The 14211-nt window shown below is 59.9% G+C and carries 14 protein-coding genes and 1 pseudogene; 8 read left to right on the top strand and 7 right to left on the bottom strand.

Annotation, left to right across the window (positions count from 1 at the left end):
• Positions 1-147 precede the first annotated feature (147 nt).
• Complete coding sequence (locus tag ACYZUC_RS20990; RefSeq protein WP_461990115.1) at positions 148-1641, bottom strand: aldehyde dehydrogenase; 1494 nt, start codon at positions 1639-1641, stop codon at positions 148-150.
• 249 nt (positions 1642-1890) lie between these two features.
• On the opposite strand from ACYZUC_RS20990, the gene ACYZUC_RS20985 reads away from it, so the two are divergent.
• Positions 1891-2253, top strand: a complete 363-nt coding sequence (locus ACYZUC_RS20985; RefSeq protein ID WP_461990113.1) for a cupin domain-containing protein — start codon at positions 1891-1893, stop codon at positions 2251-2253.
• 182 nt (positions 2254-2435) lie between these two features.
• Here the strand turns inward: ACYZUC_RS20985 and rpmG are convergent, their stop codons facing one another.
• Positions 2436-2591, bottom strand: coding sequence for a 50S ribosomal protein L33 (gene rpmG / locus ACYZUC_RS20980; RefSeq protein WP_007894709.1), 156 nt, complete (start codon positions 2589-2591; stop codon positions 2436-2438).
• Between the two features lie 11 nt (positions 2592-2602).
• Complete coding sequence (rpmB, locus tag ACYZUC_RS20975) at positions 2603-2836, bottom strand: 50S ribosomal protein L28 (protein WP_007894701.1); 234 nt, start codon at positions 2834-2836, stop codon at positions 2603-2605.
• Between the two features lie 446 nt (positions 2837-3282).
• Here rpmB and ACYZUC_RS20970 point away from each other — a divergent pair, with 446 nt between their 5' ends.
• Entirely contained in the window at positions 3283-4869 is a 1587-nt protein-coding gene (locus tag ACYZUC_RS20970; RefSeq protein ID WP_461990112.1) for an ABC transporter substrate-binding protein, read from the top strand.
• Between the two features lie 121 nt (positions 4870-4990).
• Here the strand turns inward: ACYZUC_RS20970 and radC are convergent, their stop codons facing one another.
• On the bottom strand, positions 4991-5665 hold the full coding sequence (gene radC / locus ACYZUC_RS20965) for a RadC family protein (RefSeq protein WP_461990110.1): 675 nt from the start codon (positions 5663-5665) through the stop codon (positions 4991-4993).
• A 136-nt stretch (positions 5666-5801) separates the two neighbouring features.
• Between radC and coaBC the strand changes: the two genes are divergently transcribed.
• From coaBC to argB, 4 genes and pseudogenes are all read left to right on the top strand, one after another.
• Positions 5802-7010, top strand: coding sequence for a bifunctional phosphopantothenoylcysteine decarboxylase/phosphopantothenate--cysteine ligase CoaBC (gene coaBC / locus ACYZUC_RS20960; protein ID WP_461996739.1), 1209 nt, complete (start codon positions 5802-5804; stop codon positions 7008-7010).
• A 5-nt stretch (positions 7011-7015) separates the two neighbouring features.
• The gene (gene dut / locus ACYZUC_RS20955; protein WP_008030580.1) at positions 7016-7471 is read left to right on the top strand and encodes a dUTP diphosphatase; all 456 of its coding nucleotides are present in this window, start codon (positions 7016-7018) and stop codon (positions 7469-7471) included.
• Between the two features lie 256 nt (positions 7472-7727).
• Positions 7728-9131 (top strand): annotated as a pseudogene (locus tag ACYZUC_RS20950) (phosphomannomutase/phosphoglucomutase); the annotation flags it as partial.
• A 17-nt stretch (positions 9132-9148) separates the two neighbouring features.
• Positions 9149-10054 carry an acetylglutamate kinase gene (gene argB, locus ACYZUC_RS20945; RefSeq protein ID WP_192420546.1) on the top strand — a complete coding sequence of 302 codons (906 nt, stop codon included), beginning with the start codon at positions 9149-9151 and terminating at the stop codon, positions 10052-10054.
• Between the two features lie 212 nt (positions 10055-10266).
• Here the strand turns inward: argB and pyrE are convergent, their stop codons facing one another.
• Entirely contained in the window at positions 10267-10911 is a 645-nt protein-coding gene (gene pyrE / locus ACYZUC_RS20940; RefSeq protein ID WP_008038033.1) for an orotate phosphoribosyltransferase, read from the bottom strand.
• An 82-nt stretch (positions 10912-10993) separates the two neighbouring features.
• Between pyrE and ACYZUC_RS20935 the strand changes: the two genes are divergently transcribed.
• The gene (locus tag ACYZUC_RS20935; protein ID WP_008030595.1) at positions 10994-11773 is read left to right on the top strand and encodes an exodeoxyribonuclease III; all 780 of its coding nucleotides are present in this window, start codon (positions 10994-10996) and stop codon (positions 11771-11773) included.
• 170 nt (positions 11774-11943) lie between these two features.
• On the opposite strand, the gene ACYZUC_RS20930 is transcribed toward ACYZUC_RS20935, so the two are convergent.
• Entirely contained in the window at positions 11944-12312 is a 369-nt protein-coding gene (locus ACYZUC_RS20930; protein WP_008038052.1) for a DUF4870 domain-containing protein, read from the bottom strand.
• A 29-nt stretch (positions 12313-12341) separates the two neighbouring features.
• Positions 12342-13064, bottom strand: a complete 723-nt coding sequence (gene rph, locus ACYZUC_RS20925; RefSeq protein WP_008030600.1) for a ribonuclease PH — start codon at positions 13062-13064, stop codon at positions 12342-12344.
• Between the two features lie 281 nt (positions 13065-13345).
• On the opposite strand from rph, the gene ACYZUC_RS20920 reads away from it, so the two are divergent.
• On the top strand, positions 13346-14209 hold the full coding sequence (locus ACYZUC_RS20920) for a YicC/YloC family endoribonuclease (protein WP_461990107.1): 864 nt from the start codon (positions 13346-13348) through the stop codon (positions 14207-14209).
• The last annotated feature ends 2 nt before the right edge of the window (positions 14210-14211 follow it).

Here is a 14211-nt window from a genome sequence, read left to right as displayed (position 1 = left end):
AACACTGTGGGAGCGAGCCTGCTCGCGATGACGGAGCAACATTCAACATTTTCGTCGACTGTTACACCGCTATCGCGAGCAGGCTCGCTCCCACAGGGGATTCGCGCCCTGAGGGGGAACCTGCTTTAGACAGGCTCCCCTACTGGCTTACAACTTGATCCAGGTCGCCTTCAGCTCGGTGTACTTGTCGAACGCATGCAGCGACTTGTCACGGCCGTTGCCCGACTGCTTGAAGCCACCAAACGGTGCGGTCATGTCGCCACCATCGTACTGGTTGACCCACACGCTACCGGCACGCAATGCCCGGGCAGTCAGGTGAGCCTTCGAGATGTCCTTGGTCCACACCGCAGCGGCGAGGCCGTACGGCGTATCGTTGGCAATCGCGATGGCTTCTTCGGCGGTATCGAAAGCGATGACCGAAAGCACCGGGCCAAAGATTTCTTCCTGGGCGATTTTCATCGCGTTGCTGACGCCGTCGAAAATCGTTGGCTCAACGTAAGTACCGCCGGTTTCCTGCAGCGTACGCTTGCCACCAGCAACCAGTTTGGCACCGTCGGTGTGGCCGGACTCGATGTAGGACAGCACGGTGTTCATCTGCTGGGTGTCCACCAGCGCGCCGACGTTGGTCGCCGGGTCCAGCGGGCTGCCCGGCTTCCAGGCTTTCAAGGCCTCGATCACCAGCGGCAGGAATTGGTCCTTGATCGAACGCTCGACCAGCAGACGCGAACCGGCGGTGCAGACTTCGCCCTGGTTGAAGGCGATGGCGCCCGCAGCCGCTTCCGCAGCTTCCTGCAGGTTCGGGGCATCGGCGAACACGATGTTCGGGCTCTTGCCGCCGGCTTCGAGCCAGACGCGCTTCATGTTCGACTCGCCCGAGTAGATCAACAGTTGCTTGGCGATCTTGGTCGAACCGGTGAACACCAGCGTGTCGACATCGTTGTGCAGGGCCAGGGCCTTGCCGACAGTGTGACCGTAGCCCGGCAGCACGTTCAGCACGCCTTTCGGGATACCGGCTTCAACGGCCAGCGCCGCGATGCGGATGGCAGTCAGCGGCGATTTTTCAGACGGCTTGAGGATCACCGAGTTACCGGTGGACAGCGCCGGGCCGAGTTTCCAGCAGGCCATCATCAGCGGGAAGTTCCACGGCACGATGGCGCCGACAACGCCGACCGGCTCACGAGTGACCAGACCCAACTGATCGTGCGGCGTCGCAGCGACTTCGTCGTAGATCTTGTCGATAGCCTCACCGCTCCAACTCAGGGCTTGCGCCGCGCCGGGAACGTCGATGTACAGCGAATCGCTGATTGGCTTGCCCATGTCCAGGGTTTCAAGCAGGGCCAGCTCTTCGGCGTGCTGTTTCAGCAGGCCGGCAAAACGGATCATGGTGGCTTTGCGTTTGGTCGGCGCCAAACGCGACCAGACGCCGGAATTGAACGTGGCGCGAGCGTTTTCAACAGCGCGCTGGGCGTCGGCGGCATCACAGCTGGCGATCTTGCCCAGCAGACGGCCATCGACCGGGCTGATGCACTCGAAGGTCTCGCTGGAGACGGCATCGGTGTATTCGCCATTGATGTAGGCGCGGCCTTCGATCTTCAGATCGCGAGCCCGCTGTTCCCAATCGGCACGAGTCAGGGTGGTCATTCGAGTGTCCTCCTCTTATTGAATACGAGCGCCCCGCGTTCTTCGCGGACGTCCCCAGGAATTCTGCCCAGCCAGCCTGCAATTCGGCCGAAGGCAACCGTCACCCTAAACCAGTGGCCGGGGTTGTTTCAATATATTTGACATAAGGTCGGTAAACGGCCTTGCGGTGTTCATTTTAATAAACATAGACTTTGGGCTTTCCAGCCACCTTTCCAGCCACTCGCGCCGCAATCACGGGGGATAACAATAATGAGCATCCAGAATATCGTCGATTTTAGCCAAGCCACTACCGAGCCTGAGCGTTACAGGCCGGACCCGGCGAAAATCTTGAAGGGCGACCCCGAGCAAGTGGTTTACAACCACTACAACAGCCCTTGCGGCCAGTTGAATGCCGGTGTGTGGGAAGGCGCTATCGGCCAGTGGACGGTGAACTTCACCGAGCACGAATACTGCGAAATCGTCCAGGGTGTTTCAGTGCTGCGTGACCTCGACGGCAATGCCAAGACGCTGCGCGTGGGTGATCGCTTCGTGATCCCGGCAGGCTTTCGTGGCACCTGGGAAGTGCTGGAGCCGTGCCGCAAGATTTATGTGGCGTTTGAACAGAAGGCTTGAGGACTTGCGTTGTTCGGGCCGGCCTCTTCGCGGGCAAGCCTCGCTCCTACGGTGAATCGCGTCTGTTCTGTAGGAGCGAGGCTTGCCCGCGAAGGGGCCCTCACAGGCACTGCATAATCCGCAGGCACAAAAAAGGCCCGTATCTCGCGATACGGGCCTTTTTCGTAAGAGGGAAAAATCAATTACTTGATTTTGCCTTCTTTGTAGATCACGTGCTTGCGAACAACCGGATCAAATTTCTTGATCTCGATTTTGTCCGGAGTAGTGCGCTTGTTCTTGTCGGTAGTGTAGAAGTGACCAGTACCGGCGCTCGAGATCAAACGAATCAATTCACGCATGATTATCTCCCTTAGATCTTGCCAGCTTTGCGGATTTCGGCCAGCACGACAGTGATGCCACGCTTGTCGATGATACGCATGCCTTTGGCAGATACGCGCAGACGCACGAAACGTTTCTCTTCTTCAACCCAGAAGCGGTGATGCTGCAGGTTCGGCAGGAAACGACGACGGGTTTTGTTGTTTGCGTGGGAAATGTTATTCCCAGTCACCGGACCCTTACCGGTAACTTGACATACTCTCGACATGCCTCAGCCCTCTAAAACCACATGCCCAACCCGGCATGGGTTGGCCGCTTAATCTCTCAGTCATTTGGCGCCAGGCGCCGCGTTTCTTTAGAGGTCTTACCGGCTACACCTACAGTGAAGGAACCGGGCCCCTAGAAAAGAGCGCTGCTTTATACCAGAAAGACTGAGGTGCAACAACATTCCGTGCGCACAGACTTGATAAAAACCCCATTTTTCAGGCTGCGAGCGCCTTGGGTAAAGGCTATCGTCGATAAAGACCGCTCGTCGCAGAAAATCGGCCAACCGGCCAATCCAGGGGTTTTGTCGGCCTGCACTCACCGAAAACGATCGCACATAGTCCCCTTAAAATGAAAAAGGGGATAGTCATTTACAAAAGAGCCCACTAGGGTAAGCCTTTTCCAGACTGCACTTGCAGATGGGCCTTCGATCTGTAAAGGAATCCGACCATGCGCCTCGCTGCCCTACCGCTGTTGCTCGCCCCGCTTCTACTGAGCCCGCTGGCCCATGCCGCCGCCCTGAGCGTCTGCACCGAGGCCAGCCCGGAAGGGTTCGACGTGGTGCAATACAACTCGCTGACCACCACCAACGCCTCGGCCGACGTGCTGATGAACCGCCTGGTGGACTTCGATACCGCCAGCGGCAAAGTGGTCGCAGGCCTCGCGGACAGCTGGGAAGTCACGCCCGACGGCCTGACCTATGTGTTCAAGTTGCACCCGCAGGTAAAGTTCCACCGCACCGAATACTTCAGTCCGACCCGCGAACTGACCGCCGAAGACGTGAAATTCAGCTTCGAGCGCATGCTCGACCCGGCAAATCCTTGGCACAAAGTGGCGCAGAGCGGCTTCCCGCACGCGCAATCGATGCAGTTGCCGGCGCTGATCAAGAAGATCGACGCGCTGGACCCACTGACCGTGCGCTTCACCCTCGATCACGCGGACTCGACGTTCCTGCCGACCCTGAGCATGGGCTTCGCCTCGATCTACTCCGCCGAATACGCCGACCAGTTGCTGAAAGCCGGCACCCCGGAGAAGCTCAACAGCCAGCCGATCGGCAGCGGCCCGTTCGTGTTCACGCGTTTCCAGAAGGACGCCACGATTCGCTACAAGGCCAACCCGGATTACTTCCGTGGCAAGCCTTCGGTGGACCCACTGATCTTCGCCATCACCCCGGACGCCAATGTGCGGTTGCAGAAACTGCGTCGTAACGAGTGCCAGATCGCCCTCTCGCCGAAACCGCTGGACGTACAAGCCGCGCTGAAAGAGCCGACACTGAAAGTCGAAAAGACTGACGCGTTCATGACCGCGTTCGTTGCCATCAACAGCCAACACCCACCACTGGACAAGCCTGAAGTGCGTCAGGCGATCAATCTTGCCTTCGACAAGGCCAACTACATCAAAGCCGTGTTCGAAGACACCGCCGAAGCCGCCAACGGCCCGTATCCGCCGAATACCTGGAGCTACGCCAAAGGATTGCCGGGCTACGCGCATGACGTGGCAAAGGCCAAGGCATTGATGGCCAAGGCCGGACTCAAAGACGGTTTCCAGACGACAATCTGGACCCGCCCCTCTGGCAGCCTGCTGAACCCCAACCCAAGCCTCGGCGCGCAGCTGCTCCAGTCTGACCTCGCGGAAATCGGCATTCAGGCCGAGATCCGCGTGATCGAATGGGGCGAAGTGATCCGTCGCGCCAAGGCCGGCGAACACGACCTGCTGTTCATGGGCTGGGCTGGCGACAACGGCGACCCGGACAACTTCCTGACGCCGCAATTTTCCTGCGCGGCGGTCAAGTCCGGCACCAACTTCGCCCGTTACTGCAACCAGGACCTGGACAAACTGATCAGCGCCGGCAAGACCACCTCCGAGCAAGGTGTACGCACCAAGCTCTACGAGCAGGCTCAGGCGCAGATCCAGCAGCAGGCGCTGTGGCTGCCGCTGGCCCACCCGACGGCTTTTGCGCTGATGCGCAAGGAAGTCGAGGGGTATTCGGTCAGCCCGTTTGGCCGTCAGGACTACTCCAAGGTCAACCTCAAATAACCCGTACCCCCCTGTAGGAGCCGGCTTGCTGCGGGCGGCGTTCCGACGATAGATTCACCGCGGTGAATCAGTCGAACCGCGTTGCCTGGATCGCCAGCAAGCCGGCTCCTACAAAGTCCTGTTACATCCACCCATACTCAGCCATCGACAGCGGATCGCCGTCGCCGATGATGAAGTGGTCGAGTATCCGCACATCGATCAAGTCCAACGCCTCTTGCAGGCGCTTGGTCAGCTTTCGGTCGGCCTGACTGGGGTCGGTACTCCCCGACGGGTGGTTGTGACAGAGGATCAAGGCGGCAGCGTTGTGAGCCAACGCACGCTTGACCACCTGGCGCGGATAAACGCTTGTACTGTCGATGGAGCCGCGAAACAGCACTTCAAAGGCCAGAACTTGATGCTTGGAGTCCAGAAACAGACAACCAAACACCTCGTGTGGCTCGTGGCGCAGCATCGATTTCAGGTAATCGCGAACCGCCTGCGGATTTTCCAGCGCTGACTTTTGCCGCGCACTCTCGGCCAAATGCCGCCGCCCCATTTCCTGTACAGCCTGCAATTGAGCGAATTTCGCTGGCCCAAGGCCTAACTGTTTGCTGAATGTTTGTTGATCCGCCTCAAGCAGCGAACGCAGGCTGCCAAACTGATTCAACAAATGTCGCGCCAGATCCACTGCGCTTTTACCCGACACGCCGGTCCGTAAAAAAATCGCCAACAGCTCAGCGTCCGAAAGGCTCGCCGAACCCAACTCCAGTAACCTCTCCCGCGGCCGCTCGGCCGCCGGCCAATCACGAATACTCATAGCACCTCCCTGGTCTGTGGGCGCCGCTGTTCCGTAGCGGTCGCTGTGATATCGTAGCCCATCTTTTTTGCGGGCGATTTCACTCCTGGGGAGGGGGTATCGCCACGCAGTCATCAACGAAATGAAAGGCAGACCTATGCAGCGGCTGTATCGGAAACGCATCGTTCTGGGCGTCGGCGGCGGTATTGCTGCCTACAAGAGCGCCGATCTGGTTCGCCGCCTGATCGATCAGGGCGCCGAAGTGCGCGTGGTCATGACCCGTGGCGGCGCCGAGTTCATCACTCCGCTGACCATGCAGGCCCTGTCCGGGCACCCGGTTCACCTGGACCTGTTGGACCCGGCGGCCGAAGCCGCGATGGGCCACATCGAACTGGCCAAATGGGCCGATCTGGTGCTGATCGCACCTGCGACCGCGGACCTGATCGCCCGTCTGGCCCAAGGCATCGCCGACGACCTGCTGACCACACTGGTGCTGGCCACCGACGCCGTGGTCGCCGTCGCCCCGGCGATGAACCAGGCCATGTGGCGCGACCCGGCGACCCAAGCCAACCTGCAAACCCTCGAAAGCCGCGATATCAAGGCTTTCGGCCCGGCCTCGGGCAGTCAGGCCTGTGGTGACGTTGGCCTCGGTCGCATGCTCGAAGCCGTCGAACTCGCCCAATGCGCGGCGGACTGCTTCCAGCGTCAGGCGCTGACCGGCAAACACGTGCTGATTACCGCCGGCCCGACCCAGGAAAACATCGACCCGGTGCGCTACATCACCAACCACAGCTCCGGGAAAATGGGCTTTGCCCTGGCCGAAGCCGCCGTTGAAGCAGGCGCCCGCGTGACCCTGATCACCGGCCCGGTGCACCTGCCGACACCGGATCGCGTCACCCGCATCGACGTGGTCAGCGCTCGCGACATGCTCGCCGCTTGCGAAGCCGCGATCCCTTGCGACCTGTTCATCGCCTCGGCAGCAGTCGCGGACTACCGCCCCGAAGTCGTCGCCCCACAGAAACTCAAGAAAGACCCTACGAACGGCGACGGCTTGTTGCTACAGATGGTGCGCAACCCAGACATTCTGGCCACCATCGCCACTCGCCCCGACCGCCCATTCAGCGTCGGTTTCGCCGCTGAAACCGAACACCTGCTCGATTACGCCGCACGCAAGTTGAAAGACAAGAACCTCGATTTGATCGTCGCCAACGACGTGGCCAACCCGAGCATTGGCTTCAACAGCGAGGAAAACGCCTGCAGCGTGATCGACCGTGAGCTCCACGCCACACTTTTCGCCCAGACCAGCAAGAGCAAAATCGCTCGCCAGCTGATCACTTTTATCGCCGAACGTCTGAACCAGGTTTAATTTACATGCACGCTTTGCAAGCCAAGATCCTCGACCCACGCATCGGTACCGAATTCCCGCTGCCGCAGTACGCCACCCCAGGCTCCGCCGGCCTCGACCTGCGCGCCATGCTGGAAAAAGACATCGTGATCAAACCGGGTGAAACCGTGCTGATCCCAACCGGCCTGTCCGTCTACATTGGCGATCCTGGCCTGGCTGCGCTGATTCTGCCGCGCTCTGGCCTGGGCCATAAGCACGGCATCGTGCTGGGCAACCTGGTCGGCTTGATCGACTCCGACTACCAGGGTCCGTTGATGGTTTCGTGCTGGAACCGTGGCCAGACCGATTTCAACATGGTGGTCGGCGAGCGTTTGGCCCAGCTGGTTCTGGTGCCGGTGGTTCAAGCGCACTTCGAGATGGTCGAAGAGTTCGTTGAAACCGAGCGCGGTGCGGGCGGTTTCGGGCATTCCGGCAAGCATTGATTTCTGGTTTTCAGGCTGGGCGCCCTGCCCGGCCTGAAGGGTGCTCTGCATTTTCAGAATGAAAATTGCATAGCCGTCATCTGCAAGGTTTAACACTGGAAATCAAGGCATTGCCCGGCCAAATCCCGGCTGGTGTTGGTGGCATGGCCTTTTCGCACCACGAACTCTCTGCGAAAAACGCCGTCATACCCTTCAGTTCGAGCCCGCCGAAGCGTTCTTCGCGCGCAGGTCCAGCCACTTTCGAGATGGAGCATTCCCACAGATGAGCACCCCAGCCCAAGTCGCACCCAAGTTCCCCGACAGCATTTTCCGCGCCTACGACATTCGCGGCACCGTCCCGGAATTCTTGAACGCTGAAACCGCTTACTGGCTCGGTCGCGCCATTGGCGCCCAAAGCCTGGCCCAGGGCGAACCGAACGTCTCCGTTGGCCGTGACGGTCGCCTGTCCGGCCCGGAACTGGTCGAGCAGCTGATCAAAGGCCTGGCCGAGGCCGGTTGCCACGTCAGTGACGTCGGCCTGGTGCCAACGCCGGCGCTGTACTACGCCGCCAACGTACTGGCCGGCAAATCGGGCGTGATGCTGACCGGCAGCCACAACCCGTCGAACTACAACGGTTTCAAGATCGTCATCGCTGGCGACACCTTGGCCAACGAACAGATCCAGGCCCTGCACGACCGCCTCAAGACCAACAACCTGAGCAGCGGCAAGGGCAGCATCACCCAGGTCGAGATCCTCGACCGCTACAACACCGAAATCGTCCAGGACATCAAACTGGCCCGCCGCCTCAAAGTCGTGGTCGATTGCGGCAACGGCGCAGCCGGCGTGATCGCCCCGCAACTGATCGAAGCGCTGAACTGCGAAGTCATCCCGCTGTTCTGCGAAGTCGACGGCAACTTCCCGAACCACCACCCGGACCCGGGCAAGCCTGAAAACCTTGTCGATCTGATCGCCAAGGTCAAGGAAACCAACGCCGACATCGGCCTGGCTTTCGATGGCGACGGCGACCGCGTTGGCGTAGTGACCAACACCGGCAGCATCGTCTACCCGGACCGCCTGCTGATGCTGTTCGCCCGCGACGTTGTGGCGCGCAATCCGGACGCGGAAATCATCTTCGACGTCAAATGCACCCGCCGCCTGACGCCGCTGATCAAGGAATACGGCGGTCGTCCGCTAATGTGGAAGACTGGTCACTCGTTGATCAAAAAGAAAATGAAACAAACCAGCGCCCTGTTGGCCGGCGAAATGAGTGGGCACATTTTCTTCAAGGAACGCTGGTTCGGTTTCGACGATGGCATTTACAGCGCCGCACGGCTGCTGGAAATCCTCAGCAAGGAAAAATCCACTGCGGAAGAGCTGTTTGCGACCTTCCCGAATGATATTTCTACGCCGGAAATCAATATCCATGTGACCGAAGAGAGCAAATTCAGCATCATTGATGCATTGCACGACGCGAAGTGGGGCGAAGGCGCCGACCTGACCACCATCGACGGCGTGCGAGTCGACTATGCCAAAGGCTGGGGCCTGGTGCGCGCGTCCAACACCACACCGGTGCTGGTGCTGCGCTTCGAGGCCGATGACGAGGCTGAATTGCAGCGCATCAAGGACGTTTTCAAAGTCCAGTTGAAGCGTGTTGCACCTGATCTCCAACTACCGTTCTGATTCACCCGGAGCCCTGAATGACCCTCGAACGCGAAGCCGCCGCCAACACCGCCAAGGTCCTGTCCGAAGCGCTGCCTTACATCCGCCGCTATGTCGGCAAGACGCTGGTGATCAAATACGGCGGCAACGCGATGGAAAGCGAGGAGCTGAAAACCGGCTTCGCCCGCGACATCGTGCTGATGAAAGCCGTCGGGATTAACCCGGTGGTGGTTCACGGTGGCGGCCCGCAAATCGGTGACCTGCTCAAGCGACTGTCGATCGAGAGTCACTTTGTCGACGGCATGCGCGTCACCGACGCGGCAACCATGGACGTGGTGGAAATGGTCCTGGGCGGCCAGGTCAACAAAGACATCGTCAACCTGATCAACCGTCACGGCGGCAGCGCCATCGGTCTGACCGGCAAAGACGCCGAGCTGATTCGCGCGAAGAAGCTGACCGTCACCCGCCAGACGCCGGAGATGACCCAGCCGGAAATCATCGACATCGGTCACGTCGGTGAAGTGGTCGGCATCAATACCGATCTGCTGAACCTGCTGGTCAAAGGCGACTTCATCCCAGTGATCGCGCCAATCGGCGTCGGCGCCAACGGCGAGTCGTACAACATCAACGCCGACCTGGTGGCCGGCAAGGTGGCCGAAGCGCTGAAAGCCGAGAAGTTGATGCTGCTGACCAACATCGCCGGATTGATGGACAAGTCGGGCCAGGTCCTGACCGGCCTGAGCACTCAGCAGGTCGACGACCTGATTGCCGACGGCACGATCTACGGCGGCATGCTGCCGAAGATCCGTTGCGCGCTGGAAGCGGTTCAGGGTGGCGTGGGCAGTTCGCTGATCATTGACGGTCGCGTGCCGAATGCGATCTTGCTGGAAATCTTCACCGATACCGGCGTGGGTACTTTGATCAGCAATCGCAAGCGTCCCTAAGCGATAGCGCATACAAAAAGACCCCGCTCAGCCTGGCTGAGCGGGGTCTTTTTTTGTGCGGACGTGCGCCTGATAAATCGCGGCGCCGCCATCGCCGGCAAGCCGGCTCCTACAAAATCGGTGAGATCCCTGTAGGAGCTGGCTTGCCAGCGATGGTGGCGTGCCTGACACACCGCGTCGCATTGATCGCCAGCAAGCCGGCTCCTACAGGGTCAGACGCCGAATTGGGCGCGGTAGGCTTCTACGGCTGGCAAGTGTTGCTTGAGCTGCGGATCGTCCGCCAGGAATTCCAGCACCTGATTCAGCGAAACAATGCTGATCACCGGAATCCCGAAGTCACGCTCCACTTCCTGGATCGCCGACAATTCACCATTGCCACGCTCCTGGCGGTTCAGGGCGATGAGCACGCCTGCCGCCTTGGCGCCGTCCTGGGAAGCGATGATCTGCATCACTTCACGGATAGCGGTGCCGGCGGTGATCACGTCGTCGATGATCAGCACATCGCCGGTCAATGGCGCGCCGACCAGGCTCCCGCCTTCGCCGTGGGCCTTGGCCTCTTTGCGGTTGAAACACCATGGCAAATCACGGTCGTGATGTTCAGCCAGGGCCACTGCGGTGGTCGCCGCCAAAGGGATGCCTTTGTAGGCCGGACCAAACAATACGTCGAAGGGAATGCCGCTCTCGACGATGGCCGCCGCGTAGAAACGACCCAGCTGCGCCAGGGCCGAACCCGAGTTGAACAGGCCGGCATTGAAGAAGTATGGACTGGTACGCCCGGACTTCAGGGTGAACTCACCGAAGCGCAAAACGCCGCGATCGATGGCAAAACGAATGAAATCGCGCTGATACGCTTGCATGAAAAAAACCCCAAATACCACGGATTTAGCTAATTAGGTTGACGCCGTGTATCATACACGCACGCGATTTTTGGGGCCATTTATGCGGATCATCAGTGTGAACGTCAATGGTATTCAGGCTGCAGTGGAGCGAGGTTTGCTCAGTTGGCTGCAAGCACAGAATGCCGACGTCATCTGCCTGCAGGACACCCGCGCCTCCGCCTTTGAACTGGACGATCCAGCCTTCCAACTGGATGGCTACTTCCTTTATGCCTGCGAAGCCGAAGTTCCCGCCCAGGGTGGCGTGGCTTTGTATTCGCGGTTGCAGCCGAAGGCAGTCATCAGCGGTCTCGGCTTCGAGACGGCCGACCGCTACGGGCGCTACCTGCAAGCCGATTTCGACAAGGTCAGCATCGCGACCTTGCTGCTCCCTTCGGGGCAGAACGGCGATGAAGACTTGAACCAGAAGTTCAAGCTAATGGACGACTTCGCCCGTTATCTGGATAAACAGCGGCGCAAACGTCGCGAGTACATTTACTGTGGCTCGCTGTACGTGGCGCAACAGAAGCTGGATATCAAGAACTGGCGCGACAGCCAGCAATCCCCGGGCTTCCTGGCACCTGAGCGTGCCTGGATGGACGAGATTGTCGGCAATATGGGTTATGTCGATGCCCTGCGCGAAGTCAGCCGTGAAGGTGATCAGTACAGCTGGTGGCCAGACAATGAGCAGGCTGAGATGCTCAACCTGGGCTGGCGCTTCGATTACCAGATACTGACGCCGGGCCTGCGCCGCTTTGTACGTAGCGCTCGCTTGCCACGTCAGCCACGGTTTTCGCAGCATGCACCGCTGATCGTGGACTACGACTGGACGCTGACCATCTAGGCGTCGTTTCGCAGACACAAAAAAGCCGACAGCAGTGTCGGCTTTTTTGTGGGCGCTGATTCGCTTTCTGTTGGAGCGAGGCTTGCCCGCGAAGAACGATCACGCGGTATGCCTGACAGACCGAGCTGCCTCATTCGCGGGCAAGCCTCGCTCCTACAGGGCGGTGCCGCCTATTTGATCAACCGCCAAGTGAACGGATACCGATACGGCACCCCTTCATTGGCCTTCACGCCAGCAATGATCGTCAACACCAACGCACCGATCGCCAGTAACCCAAACAGGAAGAACCCGATGATCAACACCATCAGCAGGAAGCAGATGGCGGAAGCGATGGCGACGGTGATCTGAAAGTTCAGCGCTTCCTTGCCCTGCGCATCGACAAACGGGTCCATCTCGCGCTTCATCTGCCAGAGAATCAGCGGGCCGATCAGCGTGCCGAACGGAATCCAGATCCCCAGCAAGGCGGACAGGTGACAAAACATCGCCCATTGCCGAACTTCTTTGCTCGGGACGGGAAGCAGCTCTTGCTCGTCACTCATGTTGCCCTCCTTGCCTGGAATGGTTCCGGTCAGTCAGCCAGTGCAGCCTTTTGCAGTTCGAAGATTTCGGTCATGCCTTTCTTCGCCAGTTCAAGCATAGCGGTCAACTCTTCAGGCTGGAACGGCGCGCCTTCGGCAGTGCCCTGAACTTCGATGAAGCCGCCAGTGCTGGTCATCACCACGTTCAGGTCGGTCTCGGCAGCCGAGTCTTCCAGGTAGTCTAGGTCGAGCACAGGCTCGCCCTGGTACATACCCACCGAAACGGCGGCGATCATTTGCTTGAGCGGGTCGCCGCCTTTCAGGCCGCCTCGCTTCTTGATCACTTTCAAGGCATCGACCAGCGCAACCATCGCGCCGGTGATGGACGCGGTGCGGGTGCCGCCGTCAGCCTGGATCACATCGCAGTCGACGTACAGGGTGACGTCGCCCAGCTTGGACATGTCCAGCGAGGCGCGCAGCGAACGACCGATCAGACGCTGGATTTCCAGGGTGCGGCCGCCTTGCTTGCCGCGGCTCGCTTCACGCTGGTTACGCTCGCCGGTGGCGCGCGGCAACATGCCGTATTCGGCGGTCAACCAGCCTTGGCCCTGACCCTTGAGGAAACGCGGCACGCCGTTTTCGACGCTGACGGTGCAGATGACTTTGGTATCACCGAACTCGACCAGTACGGATCCCTCGGCGTGTTTGGTGTAGTTGCGGGTAATGCGGATCGAGCGGAGCTGATCGGCAGCGCGACCACTTGGACGTTTCATAGGGAATACCTGTACGGGGGACGGAAAACTGCCGAGCATTATAGAGCCGCGCGCCAGTACTGGGCACTTCTAAAAAATCCGCCCGACGATTGAAGGCTCTGGCTTGAGCTTAGAACAGCGCTTTACCGACGGCCTGCAGCCCTTTGTCACACCGTGTGTTTGGGCGCATCCGCCCCACTGCGCTACAATCCTGCGCCTTTGCTGCCTGTCGGCTTTAATTCACAGATAGCGGGTCCGCGAAACCTTTGGTAACGCATCGACCTGCATTGCGAGGTACCTCCATGGTGCACAGCATGACCGCCTTCGCCCGCGTCGAGAAAGCCGGCGTCCAAGGCACCCTGAGCTGGGAACTGCGCTCGGTCAACAGCCGCTACCTGGAACCGCACTTGCGTCTGCCGGAGACGTTTCGCGATCTCGAAGGCGCGGTCCGCGAAGCGCTGCGCCAAGGCATCTCCCGAGGCAAACTCGAATGCACCCTGCGCTTCACCGAAGAGAACACCGATAAACCCCTGCAAGTGGATCGCGAGCGCGCCGCGCAATTGGTTGCGGCTGCCGAGACCATCGCCGGCCTGATCAAGAACCCGGCCGCGCTGAACCCGCTGGAAGTGCTGGCCTGGCCCGGCGTGCTGGTGGGCGATGCCACCGACCCGCAAGCCTTGAATGCCGAAGCACTGGCGCTGTTCAACGAAGGCCTGAAGGAACTCAAGGCTGGCCGCGAGCGCGAAGGCGCGGAGCTGGCACGGCTGATCAACGATCGCCTGACTTCGATTGAACAAGACGTGGTGACCCTGCGCGAACTGGTCCCGCAGATGCTCGCCACACAACGTCAGAGAGTCCTCGACCGCTTCGCCGACATGAAAGCGGAAATGGACCCGCAGCGCCTGGAGCAGGAAATGGTCATGCTCGCTCAGAAGAGCGACGTCGCCGAAGAACTGGATCGCCTGAGCACTCATATCATCGAAGTTCGCCGGGTACTCAAGTCCGGCGGCGCTGCCGGCCGGCGCCTCGACTTCCTGATGCAGGAGCTCAACCGCGAAGCCAACACACTGGGCTCCAAAGCCTTCGACCCGCGCAGCACTCAGGCGGCGGTCAACCTCAAGGTGTTGATCGAGCAGATGCGCGAACAAGTGCAGAATATTGAGTAAGG

This window comes from Pseudomonas sp. GT1P32 (assembly GCF_054897805.1).
This window is presented reverse-complemented; position numbering and strand designations above follow the sequence as displayed.

Excerpts from the sequence above, each read along its gene's own strand:
- ACYZUC_RS20990 (WP_461990115.1), bottom strand. The coding sequence starts at position 1,641 with ATGACCACCCTGACTCGTGCCGATTGGGAACAGCGGGCTCGCGATCTG.
- ACYZUC_RS20985 (WP_461990113.1), top strand. The coding sequence starts at position 1,891 with ATGAGCATCCAGAATATCGTCGATTTTAGCCAAGCCACTACCGAGCCT.
- rpmG (WP_007894709.1), bottom strand. The coding sequence starts at position 2,591 with ATGCGTGAATTGATTCGTTTGATCTCGAGCGCCGGTACTGGTCACTTC.
- rpmB (WP_007894701.1), bottom strand. The coding sequence starts at position 2,836 with ATGTCGAGAGTATGTCAAGTTACCGGTAAGGGTCCGGTGACTGGGAAT.
- ACYZUC_RS20970 (WP_461990112.1), top strand. The coding sequence starts at position 3,283 with ATGCGCCTCGCTGCCCTACCGCTGTTGCTCGCCCCGCTTCTACTGAGC.
- radC (WP_461990110.1), bottom strand. The coding sequence starts at position 5,665 with ATGAGTATTCGTGATTGGCCGGCGGCCGAGCGGCCGCGGGAGAGGTTA.
- coaBC (WP_461996739.1), top strand. The coding sequence starts at position 5,802 with ATGCAGCGGCTGTATCGGAAACGCATCGTTCTGGGCGTCGGCGGCGGT.
- dut (WP_008030580.1), top strand. The coding sequence starts at position 7,016 with ATGCACGCTTTGCAAGCCAAGATCCTCGACCCACGCATCGGTACCGAA.
- argB (WP_192420546.1), top strand. The coding sequence starts at position 9,149 with ATGACCCTCGAACGCGAAGCCGCCGCCAACACCGCCAAGGTCCTGTCC.
- pyrE (WP_008038033.1), bottom strand. The coding sequence starts at position 10,911 with ATGCAAGCGTATCAGCGCGATTTCATTCGTTTTGCCATCGATCGCGGC.
- ACYZUC_RS20935 (WP_008030595.1), top strand. The coding sequence starts at position 10,994 with ATGCGGATCATCAGTGTGAACGTCAATGGTATTCAGGCTGCAGTGGAG.
- ACYZUC_RS20930 (WP_008038052.1), bottom strand. The coding sequence starts at position 12,312 with ATGAGTGACGAGCAAGAGCTGCTTCCCGTCCCGAGCAAAGAAGTTCGG.
- rph (WP_008030600.1), bottom strand. The coding sequence starts at position 13,064 with ATGAAACGTCCAAGTGGTCGCGCTGCCGATCAGCTCCGCTCGATCCGC.
- ACYZUC_RS20920 (WP_461990107.1), top strand. The coding sequence starts at position 13,346 with ATGGTGCACAGCATGACCGCCTTCGCCCGCGTCGAGAAAGCCGGCGTC.